The organism is Streptomyces sp. NPDC055506 (assembly GCF_053643595.1).
Window position 1 is genome coordinate 125,572 of sequence record NZ_JBSHKH010000007.1, and the last position, 19,961, is coordinate 145,532.

Annotated in this window: 21 protein-coding genes and 1 pseudogene; 12 read left to right on the forward strand and 10 right to left on the reverse strand. The window is 68.4% G+C overall.

Annotation, left to right across the window (positions count from 1 at the left end; translation table 11 throughout):
- Nucleotides 1-70: 70 nt before the first annotated feature.
- The 4 genes from ACWIF2_RS05025 to ACWIF2_RS05040 all read right to left on the reverse strand — a co-directional run bounded on the left by ACWIF2_RS05025 (nucleotide 71) and on the right by ACWIF2_RS05040 (nucleotide 4,031).
- The gene (locus ACWIF2_RS05025) at nucleotides 71-784 is read right to left on the reverse strand and encodes a restriction endonuclease (protein ID WP_454358660.1); all 714 of its coding nucleotides are present in this window, start codon (nucleotides 782-784) and stop codon (nucleotides 71-73) included.
- Between the two features lie 43 nt (nucleotides 785-827).
- Complete coding sequence (locus ACWIF2_RS05030; protein WP_454358661.1) at nucleotides 828-1,502, reverse strand: restriction endonuclease; 675 nt, start codon at nucleotides 1,500-1,502, stop codon at nucleotides 828-830.
- Nucleotides 1,502-1,714: a hypothetical protein gene (locus tag ACWIF2_RS05035; protein ID WP_454358662.1), complete on the reverse strand. Its 213-nt coding sequence runs from the start codon at nucleotides 1,712-1,714 to the stop codon at nucleotides 1,502-1,504. The genes ACWIF2_RS05030 and ACWIF2_RS05035 overlap by 1 nt, the downstream gene beginning before the upstream one ends.
- An 826-nt stretch (nucleotides 1,715-2,540) precedes the next feature.
- Nucleotides 2,541-4,031 carry a UvrD-helicase domain-containing protein gene (locus ACWIF2_RS05040; RefSeq protein WP_454358663.1) on the reverse strand — a complete coding sequence of 497 codons (1,491 nt, stop codon included), beginning with the start codon at nucleotides 4,029-4,031 and terminating at the stop codon, nucleotides 2,541-2,543.
- A 144-nt stretch (nucleotides 4,032-4,175) separates the two neighbouring features.
- On the opposite strand from ACWIF2_RS05040, the gene ACWIF2_RS05045 reads away from it, so the two are divergent.
- Complete coding sequence (locus tag ACWIF2_RS05045) at nucleotides 4,176-4,427, forward strand: hypothetical protein (protein WP_454358665.1); 252 nt, start codon at nucleotides 4,176-4,178, stop codon at nucleotides 4,425-4,427.
- Nucleotides 4,428-4,582: 155 nt separating this feature from the next.
- On the opposite strand, the gene ACWIF2_RS05050 is transcribed toward ACWIF2_RS05045, so the two are convergent.
- Nucleotides 4,583-5,461 carry a DUF6083 domain-containing protein gene (locus ACWIF2_RS05050; protein ID WP_454358666.1) on the reverse strand — a complete coding sequence of 293 codons (879 nt, stop codon included), beginning with the start codon at nucleotides 5,459-5,461 and terminating at the stop codon, nucleotides 4,583-4,585.
- A 152-nt stretch (nucleotides 5,462-5,613) separates the two neighbouring features.
- Nucleotides 5,614-5,883: a helix-turn-helix transcriptional regulator gene (locus tag ACWIF2_RS05055; protein ID WP_454358667.1), complete on the reverse strand. Its 270-nt coding sequence runs from the start codon at nucleotides 5,881-5,883 to the stop codon at nucleotides 5,614-5,616.
- Nucleotides 5,884-7,292: 1,409 nt separating this feature from the next.
- Here ACWIF2_RS05055 and ACWIF2_RS05060 point away from each other — a divergent pair.
- A pseudogene (locus ACWIF2_RS05060) lies at nucleotides 7,293-7,991 on the forward strand (transposase).
- 40 nt (nucleotides 7,992-8,031) lie between these two features.
- Here ACWIF2_RS05060 and ACWIF2_RS05065 read toward each other — a convergent pair.
- Together ACWIF2_RS05065 and ACWIF2_RS05070 are read right to left on the reverse strand one after the other, a co-directional pair.
- The gene (locus tag ACWIF2_RS05065; protein WP_454358668.1) at nucleotides 8,032-8,628 is read right to left on the reverse strand and encodes an ImmA/IrrE family metallo-endopeptidase; all 597 of its coding nucleotides are present in this window, start codon (nucleotides 8,626-8,628) and stop codon (nucleotides 8,032-8,034) included.
- 3 nt (nucleotides 8,629-8,631) lie between these two features.
- Nucleotides 8,632-9,018: a helix-turn-helix domain-containing protein gene (locus tag ACWIF2_RS05070; RefSeq protein ID WP_454358669.1), complete on the reverse strand. Its 387-nt coding sequence runs from the start codon at nucleotides 9,016-9,018 to the stop codon at nucleotides 8,632-8,634.
- 169 nt (nucleotides 9,019-9,187) lie between these two features.
- Between ACWIF2_RS05070 and ACWIF2_RS05075 the strand changes: the two genes are divergently transcribed.
- From ACWIF2_RS05075 to ACWIF2_RS05085, 3 genes are read left to right on the forward strand one after another with little or no spacing between them, the layout of a single operon-like run.
- Complete coding sequence (locus ACWIF2_RS05075; protein ID WP_454358670.1) at nucleotides 9,188-9,466, forward strand: multiubiquitin domain-containing protein; 279 nt, start codon at nucleotides 9,188-9,190, stop codon at nucleotides 9,464-9,466.
- On the forward strand, nucleotides 9,463-9,849 hold the full coding sequence (locus tag ACWIF2_RS05080; protein ID WP_454358671.1) for a hypothetical protein: 387 nt from the start codon (nucleotides 9,463-9,465) through the stop codon (nucleotides 9,847-9,849). The genes ACWIF2_RS05075 and ACWIF2_RS05080 overlap by 4 nt, the downstream gene beginning before the upstream one ends.
- Before the next feature lie 53 nt (nucleotides 9,850-9,902).
- Nucleotides 9,903-11,228, forward strand: coding sequence for a ThiF family adenylyltransferase (locus tag ACWIF2_RS05085; protein WP_454358672.1), 1,326 nt, complete (start codon nucleotides 9,903-9,905; stop codon nucleotides 11,226-11,228).
- Nucleotides 11,229-11,387: 159 nt separating this feature from the next.
- Here ACWIF2_RS05085 and ACWIF2_RS05090 read toward each other — a convergent pair whose 3' ends face one another.
- Nucleotides 11,388-12,566 (reverse strand): acyl-CoA dehydrogenase family protein, encoded by a 1,179-nt coding sequence (locus ACWIF2_RS05090; RefSeq protein WP_454358673.1) that lies wholly within the window; start codon nucleotides 12,564-12,566, stop codon nucleotides 11,388-11,390.
- Nucleotides 12,567-12,641: 75 nt separating this feature from the next.
- Entirely contained in the window at nucleotides 12,642-13,016 is a 375-nt protein-coding gene (locus ACWIF2_RS05095) for a ferredoxin (RefSeq protein WP_382488425.1), read from the reverse strand.
- Nucleotides 13,017-13,107: 91 nt separating this feature from the next.
- Between ACWIF2_RS05095 and ACWIF2_RS05100 the strand changes: the two genes are divergently transcribed.
- The 7 genes from ACWIF2_RS05100 (at nucleotide 13,108) to ACWIF2_RS05130 (ending at nucleotide 19,750) form a co-directional block, all read left to right on the forward strand.
- On the forward strand, nucleotides 13,108-13,473 hold the full coding sequence (locus ACWIF2_RS05100; RefSeq protein WP_454358674.1) for a DUF6479 family protein: 366 nt from the start codon (nucleotides 13,108-13,110) through the stop codon (nucleotides 13,471-13,473).
- Nucleotides 13,474-13,675: 202 nt separating this feature from the next.
- The gene (locus ACWIF2_RS05105) at nucleotides 13,676-14,185 is read left to right on the forward strand and encodes a SigE family RNA polymerase sigma factor (RefSeq protein WP_454358675.1); all 510 of its coding nucleotides are present in this window, start codon (nucleotides 13,676-13,678) and stop codon (nucleotides 14,183-14,185) included.
- Between the two features lie 11 nt (nucleotides 14,186-14,196).
- Nucleotides 14,197-14,718, forward strand: a complete 522-nt coding sequence (locus ACWIF2_RS05110; RefSeq protein ID WP_454358676.1) for a cellulase — start codon at nucleotides 14,197-14,199, stop codon at nucleotides 14,716-14,718.
- Nucleotides 14,719-14,855: 137 nt separating this feature from the next.
- Entirely contained in the window at nucleotides 14,856-16,136 is a 1,281-nt protein-coding gene (locus ACWIF2_RS05115; protein WP_454358677.1) for a glycosyltransferase, read from the forward strand.
- Nucleotides 16,133-17,395 (forward strand): hypothetical protein, encoded by a 1,263-nt coding sequence (locus ACWIF2_RS05120; RefSeq protein ID WP_454358678.1) that lies wholly within the window; start codon nucleotides 16,133-16,135, stop codon nucleotides 17,393-17,395. Before ACWIF2_RS05115 ends, ACWIF2_RS05120 begins: the two co-directional genes overlap by 4 nt.
- A 121-nt stretch (nucleotides 17,396-17,516) precedes the next feature.
- Nucleotides 17,517-19,190: a purine-cytosine permease family protein gene (locus tag ACWIF2_RS05125; RefSeq protein ID WP_454358679.1), complete on the forward strand. Its 1,674-nt coding sequence runs from the start codon at nucleotides 17,517-17,519 to the stop codon at nucleotides 19,188-19,190.
- 104 nt (nucleotides 19,191-19,294) lie between these two features.
- Nucleotides 19,295-19,750, forward strand: a complete 456-nt coding sequence (locus ACWIF2_RS05130) for a hypothetical protein (RefSeq protein ID WP_454358680.1) — start codon at nucleotides 19,295-19,297, stop codon at nucleotides 19,748-19,750.
- The last annotated feature ends 211 nt before the right edge of the window (nucleotides 19,751-19,961 follow it).

A 19,961-nucleotide genomic window follows, 5' to 3' on the forward strand; every position in this document is an offset into this window, starting at 1 on the left:
ATCCCGAGAAGGGACCGCCGACGGATAGGCGGGAGCTCCCGGGACTGACTCTGCTGCGTGTGCGCTGGCGTCAGTGTGTCGTGCTTTGGATGCCGAGGACGTCGTAGAGGTGCTCGCCGTGGGCCCATCGTTTCAATTCCGGGCGGCTCATGAGGATGAGCTGGTGATGCTGGGCGAAGTCGATCGCCGGCTGCGTGAAGCCGTTGAGCGCGATCATGATCGGGAGGTCGGCTCCGTGGTGCGGGCGGGCTGTCCCGTTGAACTTCTGCACGTGGCCTGACCCGACTGGGCTCTGATACTGCTTGCACTGCACGATCAGGAGGCGGTCTTCGTCATCGCGGGCAGTGATGTCCACGCCGAGGTCACCGGCGCCCCCGACCCGCTTCGGACGCCGGAATCCGTCACGGGCCAGGAGATCAGTGCACGCCTGCTCGAAACCCGTCGCGCTCATCGACGAAAGCTGCTTCATCTTGAAGGTCAGCGCGTCCGCTTCGATCGCATCGCCAGAGGGAGCGGCGAACGTCTCGTCCGCGTTGGCGTAGGTGTTGGCGCCGAACAGGAATGACAGGATTCTGCCGAGCAGGAGCAGCATGGGCAGTCCCCCGACCACGAAGAGCCCGGTCCACCACGGGTGATCGGCTATCAGCCCCCACAAATCTACGGTGATCCACCGGCCGACATCCTCGGTGAGCCACTCCCAGAGCATCTTGCCGACGGCCAGCGCGATGACCGCATACAGCAGGAACTTCAGCAGCGGGTCGAGCGACCCGTCCTCATCGAACACCACACCTCCAGACGTCTTGGGCAGCGATCACGATCTTTGCCAGTCATGCCGCACGCCTGAATCGGCTCGGGCGGGAGCGCGCGGACAATCCGAGGAGCTCGTGCAGAGCAGCACCGTCCTCGGCCCAGCGCCGAAGCTTTTCCCGGTCGATCCAGTGGACGCCGTGCCGGTCGCCCCACGCCATGGCATCGCGGGTGAAGGCTCCGTTGGTGACGACGACAGCGTGATCGGCTTTATGGACCGGCCCGGCCGTCCCCTTCACCGCGTACATCACAGCTGAGCCCACCTTCCCGCCGACGCGGGTGTGCTTGGCCTGCACCACGATCCGGCCGCGCTGCGGATGGTCACCGATGACGTCGGCGGCCTGGTCGCCGCCGCCACCCACTCTGCGGGCCGGCCAGCCGTCGCGGACCAGCAGATCCCGCAGGGCGTACTCGAAGCGACGGTCGTCCATGGTGTCGAACTCCACGAGCGTGATCCGCAGAGTGGCCAGCCGCTCCTTCTCCCGACGCCGCATCGTGGTCGCCTGCCTGATCCGCCACGCCGCGACGGCTCCCGTGAGCAGAGCGAGAGCCAGCAGGGCAGGCCAGGCCGCCTTCAGTGTGCCGACCGCGGTGGCCGCCGTCCGCGCCACCAGGACGAGCACAGCCAGGGCGACTACAGCCGCTGCGACCAGTTCCGCGGCACCGCGAGGGCGCCGCAGACGTATCCGTCCCATCAGCGGTCGGCCGTCGCGCTGGCCGCCGGCTTCGGATCCGTCGGCGGTGTCGTGGCGGTGGACTCACTGAACCCGAACACCTGCCCCCACACCCACACGCCGGCCAGTAAGCCGGCAATCATCCAACCGCTCATGCGCTTGGCGCTCCTGGGCTTCGGATTGCGACGGATGTGACCGCGTACCCGGTGGAACCCGTCCGGCACCTTCGACATGTTTCCCCCTCCCGTCGGTGGGCCGCGGAGCGCGGCTCATCCCAACAAAAGGGTGTAGCAGTGGGCACTGACAGCAGCTGATGGGTCATCACGGCGCTACGCCCCGGTCGAGTCGCCATCAGGCCAGGAGGGCCCACACCGTCAGGCCAATTCACGGGGCAGCGAGCCTGAGGCAGCTCAGCTGGGCGAATGCCCTTCTCAGCTCCCAAGCGCTTCACCATGGCCCTTTCCGCCAGCCCTCACGCGGCGCGTGACCGTCCGTCTCTCACCTGCGGAAACAGCCCCGGTCACGCCAAGCGGAGCTCTGCCGACGAATGGCGAAAAGCAGCGGAAGCGCACTCACAGCCATAGTGCGCCGGCGCCGCCCCTTCAGGCCGTGGTTCTGCGACCATGACCCGGGGGCGTCACAGGGTCGGGAGGCACTGGTAGGCACTGGTAGGCACTGATCAACCCGCCGCCGCGACGCCTCGGCCAACCGAGCCCCCACGGGACGAATTCTCAACGCGGTGTCGTCGCGGTCCTGCGAGGACAGCGCCACGGTTGTAGGGCCGGGCCGAAGAAACCGCCGCTGGCCTCCGCCAGCGCCGGATCCAGCCTTGGTGCAGCCCGGTCAGGACAGTCTTCTGCGGCCCGTCGTCGCCTCTCGAAGCAGTGCCGAGGCCGTCATCGTCGTACAAGCGCAACATGCGAGCAGCGCACATCACCACGAACCTTCGAACCAAGATCCGGGCCATACCCGGACCAGCCGTCCGCAGCTTGTGGCGATCGAAGCTGTTTTCGCTGGTCAAACTGCATCTGAGCCGTGTACCACCAGCAGACGAAGAACCTACTGGCACTCTTTGCGCTTGTCACACACGCTTGGGGCGGCTGGAAAATCGTCGATCCACGAAAGACCACCGAGGTCAAGCCGACTGCGGGCGCGCGTCACTGCAACGTAGGCGAGGCGTGCGTCCGTTTCATTCACGGCCTCCGGGATTGGGCGCCCACAGTCATCTTGTCGGTCGCTGTCCGGAGGCGGGGGGAAGTCATCGGCGATCTTTACTGAGGGCCATTCCCTGCCTTTGGCCTTATGGGCCGTGGACACCGTGACATCGGCCTTGCTCTCGTCGGTCAGTGCGTGAACCGCGGCGATGATGGCCTCGGGCCCGTGTTGGTCGACAAGTTCTACGAAGGGCTGCAGATCACGGCCAGCGGGATCGTGATCCGCATACTCCTGCAACTCGCCCCAGGATGCGAAGAGAACGAGTTCTGGGTGCGCAGTGCGACGGCCCGCTTTGAGGTCCTGCGCAGCCATCGCAAGCGCGACGAGTGTTTGCCCTCCCCGCGTCAGCGCGACGCGGTGGCCGGCGGCCAGCAGTTTCATGACCTCGGTCATGGCCCCGATGTTGGTGCGGCACAGCACCGCGTCCGGGGAAGTGACGAGGCCAACCTTCGTCGGAATCGTTTCGGTTCCTGTCAGCCGAATGGGCGCGTCGGTGAAGGCGAGCCAGCGGTTGGCTTGTTCAGCAAGGAGGGGTCCGAATCGGAAGGAACGGGTCAGGGTGAGGTGGTTGGCATCGAAGCCAGTCATGACGTCCCGGGCTCCGCGCCAGCCGTAGATCGCCTGGGCAGAGTCGCCGACCATGACCAGCTGCGTATGGGCGCGTTGAGCGGCGAAGACCTGTTCCAGGACCGGGTTGGTGTCCTGTGCTTCGTCGAGAAAGAGGAAGTCGGCGTCGATCCTTGGTTCGGTCAGGGCCCACATCTTCAGGTAGTGGTCATGCTCGAAACGGACCACACCCTGCTCGGGGTTCTGCAGGTCTCCCCATGCCTTGACGGCAAATGGCAGTACGACCTCGGCGAGCTGAGCATGCTCGTCCGGCCCACTCAGGCCGCGCAATGTGGGTACGTGATGCGAAGCCAGCGTGCGGTCAGCCGAATGGCAGAAACGGGTCACCGTGCGCAGGAGACTGTGTGACAACGCTCTGTGACTGATTTCGTGATCTCCGATTCGGACCGAAGAGGTGACACCGAGTGCCTGGCCGACTTTCCACGCGGGCTGACGAGGGCTGTTGAGTCTGTGAGCAAAGCGGTGGCCGAGGGCTGCGTAGGCAGTGGCATGGGCGGTTCTACACGTCACGGATCGCGTGAAGCGCGCGGAGGCGTCGCGTGCAACGTCCTTGTTGAAGGCGAGGTAGCGCCCCCGGCGATTGGTACTCGCGGCGAGCAGGCTCAGCGTGCTGGTCTTTCCTGTGCCCGCGCCGGCCTGCAGCACGAGGTGATGGCCATCTCTGAATGATTCGACGGCGTGGGCCTGTTCATCTGTGGGCGTGTGCAACAAGGGCTCCACGGAGGAGAAGGGCTATGGGTTCGGATGCGTGTGGCTCCGCGGAGCACGACGGGGAACGTACGAGGCAGGTGCGGCCGGGCTACGACGGCGAAGCAGGATGTGGGCCGTACAGGCCAATACCTCCTCGGATGGGTGCAGAGCGAGGATGCCTTCGAGTTGCGCCGTCAGTTGTCGGGAGTGTTCCCTCTCCTGCCGTTCCATGGCTTCGGTCACACTCTGGCCGACGAAGTCTTCAGGCCGCAGTCCTCTGGCGGTTGCGGCCTGGCGGATCACTTTTCGCGCGGCGCGGCTGAGCTCGAGGTTGAGAAGGACCTGCCCGTGCTGGTCGGAGTGGTGAGTGGTCAGGACGTCGAGGGGCAGAAGTTGGTGCAACTGCCGGCGTAGAGACCGCAGCGCGCGGCCAGGCGTCTTGCCCGGATGGACGGCCATCAACCGGGTGCGGTCGCCATTCGCTGCAAGAGGCACCGTGTGACGCGCTCGGCGGAGCTCGGCACTGGTAGCTCGCCTGGTCAGCAGGATTTCAATGGCGTGGTGCGATGTCACGACCCAGCCGTTCCATGCTCGTGTTGCGTTGGGTGTGGACGACGGACGTGGTTCGGCAGACGGTTGTGGATGTGGGCTCGGTGGAGCAAGGGGTCGAAGGGCTCCCAGTCGGCCAGCTTGAGGTCCGCTGCTGACGGCGTTGCGGCGTGAATGGAGCAGCGCTGCATGCGCCAGCGCAGCTGCTCGGCGTACGGCAGGGCGGTGAGGTCGTACACAGCCATGACCTCACAAGGCAGAGCGAGTTGCCCCCGTGTGGCCGTGGCGGGTACCAGCCTCCAGACGCCCAGGGGGGCGTCCGCGCTGAGGAGGCTCTGCGAGCAGCGGTCGCGGTGCCGCGTCTGCGCCACGCACTGGATTTCGTCCACGGGGTGCGCAGCGAGGTAGCGGACGTACAGGAGCTGCACGATGGGTCTGGCGGGTCGGCAGACGTCCGGTTGTGCCGTTGTCCGGCTCGGAGGGGTGTTTGGGGTGAACACGCCGGTGTCGATCAGACGGCGCGTGTTCAAAGCCAGGACCCGACGTAGGCCGTCCAGTGCGGAGGCTCCGGGCGTAGCGCCCCGAGCAGGGCAGACCAGGGCGTGCGCCAGGCGGCACCAGGCTCTGCCGTCGTCGGCCGGATGAGCGACGCCGGAGCTGACGTGCCAGCGGTGAGCTTGGGGCACCTTGGCCGTGGGTACTTCCCGGGGGTGCAGGCGGACGGGCCGGGCGAAGTTTCGGTCGTACCACTCGACCGGGTTGCTGCACTCTCGGCAGCGATCAGGCTGAGCGCAGCGCAGGAGCCGGCTGGGGCTGTCGTGTTCGATACGCAGTGAGCGTCGGGGGAAGGCGACGGCGGGGCTGCCGTCCCAGTGCCGCCGCGTGGATGAAGAACGCATGCGCGTGAAGGTGCCAGGCAACACGCCGCCCCGGGAGCACCAATGCCGGAAGGTCCATCGAACAGCCCTGTTTAATGAAACAGGTACTCGACACGTCGATCAGGGGTTCGAGTCGCGTCGCCGGTCCGGGTGATCGACTTGAGCCCTCCCAGTCAACGGCCAGCGCCGGTCGAACCCGGGGGCTCGTGCCCCTCACACACGGTTCCGAAGAGCTCCTCGAGTGGAGTGTTCAACGCATGGGCGAGGGCGTGCCAGGTCTTGAGTGTGCCGATGGTTCGCCCCTGCTCAATCTCGATGAGGGTCCTTCTGGCCAGGCCGCTTCGAGCAGCGAGCTCGTCATAGCTCCAGCCCCGCGCCGCCCGCAGCCGCGCGAGCTCCAGACGCAGCGCCTCGAAATCCGGGTCGGGCGGGAAGATCGTCACCCGACAATCCGACGGTGCAGACCACTGCCCTGTCAGTGCAGACCTCTGCCCTATTTCTGCAGGTGACGACATCAGGCGGAGGGCAGACATCTGCACTACCGTGTGCGGGCCACCTCACCCTGTGCGGGTACGGCGCAGACAGGACGGGAGGAACACGCCCCCCATGAGGCTTTGCACGACACGCCCCGGCGTCCGGCGCGCCTGGACCGTGGAACTGCGCCCGCAGCCCGGCGGACCGATCCTCGTGTGCCAGCAGTGCTCCCACAGCAGGCGACCGCTCAGCGGCACATCCGCTCGGTCGGAGCTCCTGGCCCACTTGGCACAACACGCCCGCCGCGATCCCCTCCCCGTGCACCTTCGCACTTGTCAGTGCCACGAGCGCGGCTGCAGCTGGCACCCGCGCCATCGAGGCTGCGGTGGGCCCATTCGGCTCGTGCTCGCACGCGAGCGAGGCGGTCGGCTATGGCGCCTCGCGGACGCGTGCACGGCCTGCGCCGCCGCCACCTCACAAGCAGCAGTCGTTCCTGACACATTCATCAACGCTGCGACGACGCCGTCAGAGCATGCGGACATCCGTCGCAGGCACCGAATTCCCAGAGGCCCGGACAGACAGACCCGAGTACGGGAGATGCTCAACTACCTCGCCTCCGCACTGCCGGCCGAGACCGGACCTGCCGCCCGGCTGATCGCCCTGCAGTGTGCCTTGCGCATGAACGACTCAGCTCAAGTCCGCTTGCCTCTCGGGGTACTGCGCAGCCTCCGCCTGCAACCTGCCACGGCTTCCTGGCAGGAGCTCCACCAGGCACGATGGCTATGCGCCACCCTGCCCACGTCGCGGTCCAACGCAGGTGCTGTGGTCATCCAACTCCTCGACGTCGGGCTCTTCGCCCAATGCCCGGCCCGCCCTGACCGGCTCGCTGCCGCAGACTGGGCGCTGCGAGCCGCTTGCCGCCTCCGCACGGACTGCGCCCCGCTTCCCCAGCTCATTACGACGTGCCTCACGGCACATACCGCCCCAGACAGCATTTACGGAATCGCGGAGGTGGATCGTCTGGCCCACGAATGCGGGCTGGCTGCAACGGAGTTCACGGGTGCACTTGACCAATTGAGGGCCGCAGGACGCATCGACTCCTGGAGCGTGGACTCAGCGTCGGGAAATCTGCACTGGACATTGACAGAACACAGCGAGCGTGGACGCGGAGGCGGGGCTCGCCCGTGACCGACAGATGTGGACGGCCCGCCCGGCGCCGATGTCGCGAGCATCAGCGCCAGGACGCCGGGGGCGCCGCTCTCATTGAGGTCTTTCACCGCGGCCACTGATCGGGTGATGGCGTAGGCGTCCGCAACGGACAAGGCTCCCGTGCCGTTGAGGGAGGTGTTCGACGTCTCAACTCGCTGGCGCAGGAGCCTTGTTGGTTCTGCTCATCGTCACCCGCGAGGGTGACCACCGCTGCAAGCTCCCGCCGCACCAGCGTGCTCTGGTCGGTCTGGTGTACCTGCGCCAGCACATCACGCTCGCGCAGCTTGCGGCCGGCTTCGGTATCTCGACCGGCACCGCCCACGCCTACACGGCCGCGGTGATCGACCTGCTCGCCGCTCGCGCGCCCGGCCTGCTGCGCGCGCTGCGCGAAGCCAACCCCGACTACGTCCTGTTGGACGGCACCCTTGCCGAGTGTGACCGGGTTGGTGACAGCCGTGCCAACTACTCCCACAAGCACCGCAGGCACGGAGTGAACGTGCAGGTGGTGACCGATCCGGCGGGGCGGCTCCTGTGGATCTCGCCTGCACTGCCCGGCCGCGCTCACGACCTGACGGCCGCCCGCACCCACCGGATCATCCGGATCTGTGAGCGCCAAGGCGTCCCGATCCTCGCCGACGGGCCTACATGGGCGCCGGCCCGTGGGTGACGACACCCCTCAGACACCCGCCGGGCCGAGAGCTCACACCGACCCAGCAAACCGTCAACCGTGCGCTGTCCGCGGTACGGGCACCGGTCGAGCGCGGCGTGGCACGACTGAAGTCCTGGCGCATCTTCCAGATCGAGGTGCAGCCCGAACCGAATGACGTCAATCGCCGCAGCCGTCCTCACCCTGGAGCGTCGGCGCTGAAAGAGCTCATTCTCAGCGTCGACGCGGGAACCTGCTGGGGTTAACGTCGAATTCCCGCCGCCCGCTTCTGAAGCGTCCGCTGAGCGATTTTCCGAGCGCCTGAAGCGTTCAAGCGCCAGGCCGCGAATTGCAGGCTGACGTCGAACTGCTCCGCCACCTGTTCGTCCGTCCTACCCGACAGAGCCGCGCGGATCGCCGCGGCCATGGGAATGAGTAGCTCCCCAGAGAGTGCCGCGGCCTGCTTCTCCTTGAGTGCCATCTCGGGACCCAGGTCGCGGCACCCACCATCAGCGAAGAGGATCCCCTCGAACTCGTGCTCCAGAAGTAGGTGTGACATCTCATGCGCGACATTGGAGCGGCGCCTCTGGAGTGTGTGCGCGGAGTTCTCCACGATGAACCGCGCCGTCCCGACCAGCACCAGGGCGGCCGACCACGCCTCGGGGCGCCTCGCTGTGAAGTAGTCCAACGTGTCGGGCGAGCATCCGCTGTCGCCGAGGTCGCTCATCGCGTACACCGGTATGCCGTACTCACCAGTCAGGCACTGAAGGTCGAGCCGGGCGTGCGGTCCAGCACCAATCTCACCACGGACCTCAAGCGCGAGATCCTCAATAGCTTTCTTGGTCCACCGCTGACCCACGCGTCACCTCGAACGGTATTCCCGATCGGAGGCGAACCGGCGCACTGCCGCACCGATCACCTCTTCCAAGTACTTCACGTCCTCGGCACCCAGATCACTGCGAGACCTCAGTAGCGGTGCCAGCTGCGCCATCAACTCGGGCTCCTCAGCCCGGGCTTCCTGCCCCTCGTCCTCCGGGTCCACCATGAAGGTTTCGGCGGGCATGCCGAGCCACCGCACGAGAGCTACGAAGGCATCCACGTCTGGCCGGTTCCCATTAGCCATACGCGTCATGGTCGAGGGACTGACCCCCACCGCCGCAGCAAGCTGCCGCCACGAGAGTTCCCTCTTGGTCCTCGCGGCATCGAGGGCCGCATACAAGGCGGACACGTTCACGCGGGTCCGGGCCATCACCCTCCTCATCACTGTCGGGCGGCCAGTCTACTTTCAATCGGTGTTCGACATCCAGAACACATGGGTGCTACCGTGATTCAGTGTTCGACTTTCGAAACACTGAGGCGTTCTCGCTACATCGCGTCCGAGCCGCGGGCCGGCGCGCCGGAAGAAAGGATGCACGCCGATGACGAGCACCAACGAGGGAGCCGCGGAGGTGGCTCCGCCCAGGCCGCACGCCGTCACCGTGACGGTCAACGGCCAACCCGTCGTCCTCCCGGACCACGAGGCCACGGGCCTGGAAATCAAGCGGGCCTCCATTGCCCAGGGCCTCCCGATCGATGAGGGCTTTCAGCTCTCCGTCCGCCGGGGCAATGGCCGGTACGACGTCGTGGCTGATGACGAGTCCGTTCACGTTCACCCGCATCAGGAGTTCCTGGCCGTCCCTCCGGACGACAACTCGTGATCACCCTCGCTCCGGCGATCGCCGAAGCCGTCGAGGCCGTCCGTTCCCACTTCGCCGGTCACCCGGTTGTAGTTCATGCAGACGGCGCCGGCGGAGTGGTCGTGATCATCGAGAACGTACCTGTCGGCTCCGCATACGCGCCTTCGATGACATGGCTCGGATTCCATATCAGCGCCGCCTATCCGGATGCCGACATCTATCCCCACTACACCGGCGTCCTCGTGCGCGCCGACGGTCAGCCGCACGGACCGGCCGTCCAACAAGTCCGCTGGCAAGACCGTCCTGCCCTGCAGATCTCCCGCCGGTCCAACCGCCGCGACGCCGCCGTGGACAACGCGGCGCTCAAGGCCGAAAGGATCCGCCGGTGGCTCGCCGACCAGTGAACCCACCTGCTGACGGCTGGAGCCTCACCCTCCCGCCCCGGCTCTGGACCGACTTGTCCCAGCACCTCTTCAGAGACGACGAAGAACACGGGGCCGTCATCCTCGCGGGTCGTGCCGAGGGTCCGCGAGGCCCCCGTCTCCTGGCCCGCGAGCTCCTTGTCGCCCGTGACGATGAGGACTACGTCCCCGGCGAGAGGGGCCATCGCGCGCTGTCTTCGACGTTCGTCCGCGACGCGATCGTCCGCGCCCGGGATGAGCAGCTGTCCTACCTCGCCGTCCACTGCCACTTCGGCCTCGGGCAGGTCCAGTTCTCCCACGTCGACCTGGCCAGTCACGAACGCGGATACGCGACCCTGCGGCAGATCAGCGGACAGGCCGTCGGCGGCCTTGTCCTCACCCCTCACGCCGCCGCAGGCGACCTATGGCTTCCCGACGGCAGCAGGACCCCTCTGAGCGAAACCGTCATCCCCGCCGGGAACCTCATTCGGCTACGACCGACTCCTGCCGCAACGGCTGTCTCTGCCCCCGTGTGGGACCGGCAGGCACGGCTTCTGGGCGACCGCGGGCAAGAGACACTGGCCCGGCTACGCGTCGCCATCGTCGGCCTCGGCGGTGTCGGCAGCATTGCCGTCGAAGAACTTGCCCGGCTCGGCGTCGGGGAACTCGTCCTCATAGACAACGAAACCGTTGACGCGACCAACCTCCCGCGGCTGCTGGGAGCCGAGCGGAGCGATATCGACAAGCCGAAAACGGATCTCGCCGCCCGAAACGCAACCCGCGCGAATCCACAGATCCGCCTGACCACGGTCCCGCGACGAGTCGAGAGCCCCGAGGCACTACGTGAGCTGGTGGTATGCGACTGGATCTTCCTGGCCGCAGACAGTCATTCGGCGCGGCACTGGGTCAACGCCGTCGTCCACGAGTTCCTCATCCCCGCCACACAAGTCGGCGTGAAGATCCCCGTTTCCCCGGACGGTGGCATCGGGCAGATCCACACCGCCACACGCTTGATCACTCCCGGGGTCGGCTGCATGTGGTGCAACGGCCTCATCGACCCGACCGAACTCGCCATCGAGATGCACCCCGAGGCCGAACGCGAGCAAGCCCGGTACGTCCCCGGTGTACCGGCACCCAGCGTGATGCCCTTGAACACACTCGCCGTCGGCGAGGCCGTGACCCACTTCCTTCTCGCATCCGCAGGCTTGCACGAGAGCGACGACGACCTCGGATCCGTCATCCACCGCCCTCGAACCCGCGAACGGCATCTCCAAGATCCCCGCCAGAACGCCAGCTGCCGCTGGTGTACGTCCACGGGCAACCTCGGACGCGGCGCCAGCGGAGAACTCGCGGCCCGGAAGGCGGCACCCACTCACCCCTGAAGCGGGGCCACCTCGCGGCGGGGTCCGAGTCCACGGCGATTTCCGGTCCTCGTAGCAAAGTGCTCACTGCCATTTCACAATTCGGCGGCCATGGACATCCCGTTGGTTGGTGCCAACCATCCTCGGTATGTGACAACTAGCGTCGGTGGTCACAGCTGATCAGCGACGTACCCGCGGCATCCCCAGCCCGATCCACGAGATGATCTCCCGCTGGATCTCGTTGTTGCCGCCGCCGAAGGTGAAGATGACCGCCGAGCGGTAACCGCGTTCGAGTTCGCCGCGCAGGACCGCGCCCGCCGAGCCCTCCTTCAAGGCTCCCGGCGCCGCGACGATCTCCATGAGCCAGGCGTAGGCGTCGCGGCGGGCCTCGGAGCCGTAGACCTTGACGGCGGAGGCGTCCTGCGGGGTGAGGGTGCCTTCCTGGACGGAGTTGACCATCTGCCAGTTGAGCAGCTTGAGGGCGTCCAGCCGGGCGTGGGTGCGGGCCAGGAGGCGGCGTACCCAGGGCAGGTCCGCGACCCGGCGGCCGTCGGCGAGCTTGGTCTCCGTCGACCAGCGCTGCACGTCGTGCAGGGCGCGGATCGCCATGGTGCCGTGGGCGGCCAGGGTCACGCGCTCGTGGTTGAGCTGGTTGGTGATCAGCCGCCAGCCCTGGTTCTCGGCACCGACCCGGCGGGAGACGGGGACGCGGACGTTCTCGTAGTAGCTGGCCGTGGTGTCGTGCGAGGCGAGGGTGTTGATCAGGGTGCACGAGTAGCCGGGGTCGGTGGTCGGCACCAGCAGCATCGTGATGCCCTTGTGCGGCGGGGCGTCGGGGTCGGTGCGCACCGCCAGCCACACCCAGTCGGCGGTGTCGCCGTTGGTGGTCCAGATCTTCTGGCCGTCGACGACGTACTCGTCGCCCTCCCGCACCGCACGGGTCCGCAGGGACGCGAGGTCGGTGCCCGCGCCGGGCTCGCTGTAGCCGATGGCGAAGTCGATCTCGCCGGAGAGGATCCTCGGCAGGAAGTAGGCCTTCTGCTCGTCGGTGCCGTACCGCATGATCGTCGGACCGACGGTGTTCAGCGCCATCAGGGGCAGCGGGACGCCGGCCTGGGCGGCCTCGTCGAAGAAGATGAACTGCTCCATGGCGGTCAGGCCGCGCCCGCCGTACTCCTCGGGCCACCCCACGCCGAGCCAGCCGTCCGTGCCGAGCCGCCGGATCGTCTCGCGGTAGAACCGCTTCTGTGCGGCGGGCTCGCCGTGCCGGGCGCTGGCGTGGTCCGGGACCAGTTCGGCGAAGTAGGCGCGCAGTTCGGTGCGCAGCCGCTGCTGCTCGGGCGTGTATTCGAGGTGCACGGCGCCTCCAGGCTCCCAGGCCGGTCCTGTCGGCGCACACCGTAGAACGCGTTTCAGAAATTGGGAATGGCGATGTCAGTTCAGCGTGGCGAGGAAGTCCGTGCACGCCCGCGCGCACGCGCGGCACGCCGTCGCCGAGTCCTCCGCACCCGGCTGCCGGTCGAATGCGTGGGCCGCCTCCAGGCACACGGTCCGGCACCACTCCACCTGGGCGCGGATGGTGCCCTCGTCCACCTGGTTCTGCTCGGACAGCACACGGCAGGTCGCGTCGCAGACCTCCGCGCACATGATGCCCTTGCGTCGTACGAGTTCCTGGTTCTCGGTGCCGTCGGGATCCACAAGGCTCGCGCGCAGCGCGCACGCCCGTGCGCATTCTGTACACGCCTGCGCGCAGGCGAAGCGGTCCTCCAGGAACCGGAACAGCTCCTGCTGGGATGTCGTCGAAGTCACACCGCGCGGGTAGCCCCGGTCGATGCCCGTCAAACCCGGTGCTCCCGGGATGGGCAGGTTCATGGTGAGGACCAGGGGTACCCGCGTCGCCATGAATACCGCATGGATGGACATGGCCGCGGGCCGTGGCGCCCTCGGCATCGGGCTGGTCGTGGCGGGAGTGGTGGTCGTGGCCCTGCTGCTGGGGGCTTTCGTCCTCGGCGTTCGCATCAAGCGCAGGGAGCTGCCCACGCCACGCCCCGAGGAACAGCCGCGGCTGCCCGACGGCGGCCCGGTCCGCGAGGTGAGTGAGCGCAGGGAGCCCGAGGAGGTGCCGCGGAGCCAGGACCGCCTGACGCCGCACCGGCTGAAGGCCCACGGCAACGTGGGCAACCGCAGGAGCGCGTCGCAGGAGCGCCCGCGGTGGGACGAGGGCAGCAGCGGTTCGTTCGGCGGGGGCGGCCCGGGCGGCAGGTGATTCCGCGCGACATCGCCGCGTCCAGGCGGACAAAGCGCCATCCCCAGGCGTACATCGGAAGGGCCTGTGCCTGTGCACGGGCCCTTTTCCGTGCCCGGGTCCGGCACGAGTGAGGTGGATCACATGATCCGGGTGCAGCGTGAGGTGGGGTCCAGCGTCTTTTCAGAGGTGTAGGAGGCCACTGAGACGCGGGACGGTGAGGATGGAGCAGGTTCGGGGGGCGGACGGCTTCGACGAGTTCGTGGCCGCCCGTTGGTCGGCGCTGCTCCATGTCGCGCGGCTGCTCACGGGGGGCGACCGGCAACGGGCCGAGGACCTGGTGCAGGAGGCCCTGGTCAAGCTGTGGTTCGCCTGGCCGAAGGTCGCGGAGCAGGCCCCGGAGGCGTATGTCCGCACGGTGCTGGTGCGGATGGCGGCGCGCTCGGCGCGGCGGCGCTGGTGGGGCGAGCGCCCGGTGGATGAGCTGCCGGACCGGGCCGACCCGGGCGACGTGTCCTCCACCGTGGCGGAGCGCTCGCGACTGGAGGCCGCGCTGGCCCTGCTGTCGCCGAAACAGCGGGCTGCCGTCGTGCTGCGCTACTACGAGGACCTTCCCGAGGCCCAGGTCGCCCAGGCGCTGGGCTGCCCCGTGGGCACCGCACGGTCCCACGCGTCACGCGGAGTGGCACGCCTCCGCCAGATCCTGTCCGACGCCGTCAGGCCCGTGAGGTGAAGGGAGAAACGATGGACGACTTCGAGCGGGACCTGTCGCGGCTGATGCGCGACACGCAGCAGCACACTCCCTACGAGCCCGCGCAGCGGCAGCGGCTGCACCAGGGCATCCGGGCCCGCCGCCGGTCGCGAATGCTGTGGAAGGCGGGCGGCTCCGCCGTCGCGGTGGCCGGGCTCAGTGTCGGGCTCGCCCTGCTGCCCAGCATGCTCACCAAGGCCCAGCCCGCCGATCCCCGGCCGCGGCCCGCGACGAGCCCGACGCCCACGCACGACAACGGGCCCACGACCGACTCCCCTGATCCGAGCCCGACTCCGACCGGGTCGGCGTCGTCGATGCCCGCGACCATGCCCGGCAGCAGCACACCGACCGGGACCACGAGCACGCCGACCGGTCCCACGCCGACCGCCACGCCCTCCGCGACCGGGAGCACGACGGCATTCCCCTCGTCGCCCCCTCCCCCGACCCGTACGGCGGCGCCGCCCTCCGCCTTGGAGACGACTCAGGAGCCCTCCGCATCGGTCAGTACCGAGTAGCCGCCTGAGAGGCGGTTCCCGCCAGGGGCGTCGTCGCCCCGAACTCTCGTCACCGCACCACCGACACGGGCGCCTTCGGCATGCCCCGAACCGGCGCTCATGTATGCCGCGCGCCAGAAAGAGACCGGTAAGCAGCCATGAGAACCGAACGGCGGTCGGCGCTGATCGACCGCCCGACCTCAGAACTCGACGCGTTGCCGCGCCGGGCGCCCCTGCCCGCGCACCACCCGGACCCCGTCCTCGACGTGGTCGTCCCCGTGTACAACGAGGAGAACGATCTGGAGCCGTGCGTCCGGCGTCTGCACGCGCACCTCGCCGAGACGTTCCCCTACTCGTTCCGGATCACCATCGCCGACAACGCCAGCACGGACCGGACCCCGCGGATCGCCGCGCGGCTGGCCGCCGAGCTGCCGGGCACGGACTGGATCCGGCTGTCCGAGAAGGGGCGGGGCCGCGCGCTGCATGCCGCCTGGTCACGGTCCCGTGCCCCCGTGCTGGCCTATCTGGACGTGGATCTCTCCACCGACCTCGCGGCGCTGCTGCCGCTGGTCGCGCCGCTGATCTCGGGGCACTCGGACATCGCCATCGGCACCCGTCTGGCCCGTGGTTCGCGGGTAGTGCGCGGGCCGAAGCGGGAGCTCATCTCGCGTTGCTACAACGGGCTGTTGCGCTCCACGCTTGCCGTGGGCTTCTCCGACGCGCAGTGCGGGTTCAAGGCGGTGCGTCGGGACGTCGCCGAGCGGCTGCTGCCGCTGGTGGAGGACCGGGGGTGGTTCTTCGACACCGAGTTGCTGGTCATCGCCGAGCGCGCGGGGCTGCGGATCCACGAGGTGCCGGTGGACTGGGTGGACGACCCCGACAGCCGGGTGCGCATCGTCTCCACGGCGCTGGCCGATCTGCGGGGCATGGCGCGGCTGGGCCGGGCCCTGGCCTGCGGCAGGCTGCCGCTGAGCGTGCTGCGCCGCGGCGACTGCGACCTCGCCGGGGAGCTGCCGACGGGGCTCGCCCGGCAGGCGGTGCGCTTCGCCGCCGTCGGTGTCGCCAGCACCCTGTGCTATCTGCTGCTCTACCTCGGGCTCAGACCGGCGACAGGGGCGCAGGCCGCCAACGCGCTCGCCCTGCTCGCCAGTGCGGTCGCCAACACCGCGGCCAACCGCCGGCTCACCTTCGGGGTGCGGGGGCGCGGCGACGCGCTGCGCCACCATTTCAAGGGCCTGGCGGCGTTCCTGGTGGGACTGGCTCTGACCAGCGGTTCCCTGGCCGCACTGCACCACGCCGCGCCAGGGGCCGGCCGCGACGTCGAACTCGCGACGCTCGTCGCCGCCAACCTGGCCGCGACGCTGCTGCGTTTCCTCCTCTTCCGGGCCTGGGTGTTCCCGGGCCGCGACAACGACCGCCGTACGACAGGATCCTCATGAGCACCGTCGAGCTGAGCCGACCGCTGTCGGGCCACGAGCCTCCTGAAGTCCCTCGCAGATCCCGGGAGTTCCGCCATCGGCTGCGCTGGGCCGCCGTGCGCTACGGTCCCGTGCTGCTGACGTACGGCGTGCTGAAGCTGGCCGGCTTCGCCGTCTTCATGTATCTGCTGGATTCCACGGGCGACTTCCGGAAGAAGAACCCCCGCTTCGGCGGCGGCGAGCACGCCTGGGACGTCCTTGCCAGCTGGGACGGCTGGTGGTACCAGCAGATAGCCGAGCACGGATACGACCCCGCCCTGGAACCGGTCCCGGGCGCGACCGGCCTCATCACGCTCGAGGGCAACTCGGCGGCGTTCTTCCCGCTGTACCCGGCGCTGATGCGCCTGGTCTCGGAGTGCACCGGGCTCGGACTGTTCGGCGCCGGCATGACGGTGTCCGTGATCGCCTCGTTCGTCGCGGCGCTGGGCATCTACGCCGTGACGAGGCGGCTGGGCGGCCACCGGGCGGGGCTGGTCGCGGCCGGGCTGTGGGCGGTCTGGCCCGGCTCGGGCACGGAGTGGTCGGGCTACTCGGAATCCCTCTACACGGCTCTCGCCGCGTGGGCCTGTCATGCCGTCATGTCCCGCCGCTGGCTGACCGCCGGTCTGCTGAACTGTGCGGCAGGTCTCTGCCGGCCCACCGCCGCCGCGCTGATCGCCGCCCTCGCCGTCGCCGCGCTGCTGTCCCTGCGCCGGCGCGCGGACGGTGTTCTGCGTCCGCTGGCCGCCGTGGCGATCGCACCGCTGGGACTGTTCGGCTATCTCGCCTGGGTCAACTACCGCATGGGCGACATCAACGGCTACTCCAAGCTCCAGGACGGCGCGTGGGCCCACAAGTTCGACGGCGGAGCCCACACGTTCAAGGTGCTGACGTCCATTCCCGTCGGGCACTTCGACTATCTCTTCGCCAGGGCATTCGAGGATGTCATCGGCGTCTGCGTCGTGCTGGCGGTGCCGGTGCTGACAGTGCTGCTGCTGCGTCTGCGCCCGCCGGCCGTACTCGTCGTCTACACGGTGCTGTCGTACCTCATGGTGATGACGACTCAGCAGATCTTCGGCAACGTCTCGCGCTATCTGCTGCCCCTCTTCCCGCTGTTCGTCCCTCTCGCCCTCGCGATGAGCCGGCTCGGATGGCCGTCCCTTGCCACGGTCCTCGGCACGGCCGCGCTGGCCTCCGGGTCGTACGCGGGGTATGTGCTCTTCGAACTCGGAGTGCCGTAGCCGCTGTCTGCGCGTGAGATGGCTCCGAAACATTCCCTTCACGCAGGAAGTATTTAGGGGTAACGCCCGCTGCCTACCGTGCCTGCCTTGTCGTCCCCAACCCGCAGCGAGGAGGCGTGGCATGAGCACCGAGCCACGACTGGCAGAAGTCACCGATCCGGAACCGGCGCGGAATGCCGCGCCGGGTTCCGACCAGGCCGTCAAGGAGACCCTGGAGGACTACACCCTCCGCTTCGCGCCGCGCAGTTACCGGCGCTGGACTCCGATGGTGGTGGCGACGACCGCGCTCGGCGGCATCGCCTACATGGCCGACTTCTCCATCGGCGCCGGCATCGGCCTGGCCCACGGCACCGGCAACGCGCTCCTCGCCATCGGCGTCGCCGCCGTCGTCATCTTCGTGACCGGCTTTCCGCTCGCCTACTACGGGGCCCGCTACAACATCGACCTGGACCTGATCACGCGCGGCTCCGGCTTCGGCTACTTCGGCTCGGTCCTCACCAGCGTCATCTTCGCCAGCTTCACCTTCATCTTCTTCGCCCTCGAAGGCTCGATCATGGCCCAGGGCCTGAAGCTGGGCCTCGGACTGCCGTTGTGGCTCGGTTATCTGGTCTCCACCCTCATGGTGATACCGCTGGTGATCTACGGCATGACGGCGCTGAGCAAGCTCCAGGTGTGGACCACACCGATCTGGCTGCTGCTGATGGTCGGCCCGCTGGTCTACCTGGTCGCCACCGACCCGGGGACCGTCGACCGCTTCCTCGCCTACGCGGGCACCGACGGGGACGGCGGCGTCAACACCGCCTCCGTGCTGCTGGGCGCGGGCGTGTGTCTGTCGCTGATCGCGCAGATCGGCGAGCAGATCGACTATCTGCGTTTCATGCCGCCCAAGACCGAGGCGAACAAGCGCAGTTGGTGGACGGCCGTGGTGATGGCCGGACCGGGCTGGGTGGTACTCGGCGCTGTGAAGCAAGCCATCGGTGTGTTCCTCGCGGTCTACATCATCGCCGAGGTCGGTCCCACCGCGGCCCCCGAGCCGATCCAGCAGTTCAAGCACGCCTTCGACGCGATGATGCCGTCCTGGATCGTCCTCCCGCTGGCCGTGGCCCTGGTCGTGATCAGCCAGATCAAGATCAACGTGACGAACGCGTACTCCGGTTCCCTCGCCTGGACCAACTCCTTCACCCGGGTCACCAAGCGCTACCCCGGCCGGATGGTCTTCGTCCTGGTCAACCTGGGCTTCGCGCTGGCCCTGATGGAGGCCGACATGTTCAGCTTCCTCAACAGCATCCTGGGCTTCTACTCGAACTGCGCGATCGCCTGGGTGGTCACCGTGGCCACCGACATCGGCATCAACAAGTACGTGCTGAAACTGTCCCCGCACGCCCCCGAGTTCCGCCGCGGCATGCTCTACGCCGTCAACCCGGTCGGTGTCGTGGCCTTCGTCGCCGCCTCCGCACTGTCCATCGCCATGTACTTCCACGCGCTGGGCGACACGCTCCAGCCGTACTCCCCCGTCGCCGCGGCCGTCATCGCCTTCGTCCTCACGCCGCTGATGGCCGTGGTCACCAAGGGCAAGTACTACCTGCGCCGCACGGACGACGGCATCAGCGAGCCGCTCCTGGACGAGGACGGCAACCCCAGCGCCGTCACCTACGACTGCCATGTGTGCCGGCAGCGGTTCGAGCGGCCGGACGTGGCCGCCTGCCGGACGCACGACGCCGTGGTCTGCTCGCTCTGCCTGAGCACCGACAAGGTCGGCGACCATGTGCTGCCGGAGGCGACCGCCGCAAGGTGAAGCCCGATTTCCCCTCTCCGGCGAGGCCTTTCAGCTCACCGGGCGGCATACTGATCTTGCGCTGCGCAGTGATCAGGCCAAGGGTCGGAGAGGGGATGACGGACATGACCACCGAAGGACCGGGCGGGCGGGGAAACCCCGACGAGCCGGACGGCGTTCCCTCGATCCCGGACGAGGTCTGGCTGAGGTTCCTCTCGGACAGCGAGCACTCGATACGCGCCTCCGCCCCCAGGGAGCCCTCCGCGAAGGAGCGTGCGGCGGGACGGCGGCTCCAACCCCCGCACTCCGTCGGTGACCTGTGGCAGCCGGAGGACCTGTGGGTGCGTGTGGCCTGGCGGGACCTGGACCGCCGTGCCAAGGCCCGGCGCGCGGGGCGGGTCGTCGCCACCGCCGCCGCCGTGGCCCTGGCCCTCGGGGCCTGGTCCCAGCTCTCCACCGGCGCGGGCACGGGCCACCAGCCGGGAACGGGCACCGTACGGCAGGTGGAGGGGGCGACCGCGAGGCTGCCCTCGGCGACTCCCTTCCCTTCCGGATCGCCTTTCCCGGAGCCGTCCAGGTAGCACACACAGGACGGGTGCCCTTCCGTCCTGCCGCCTAGGATGAGCCCACAGGCCGGATCCGGTCCCTCGTCCGGGCGCGGCCCCCGCAGGCGAGTCACCGGAACGCGCACGCCGACCGAAGGGGGACAGGGATGAGCGCGCCACGCCTCAGCAGTACGCCAGCGGTGCCCGGTCTCGGCGGCGCGGCGTACGGCCTTCTCGTCGATCTCGA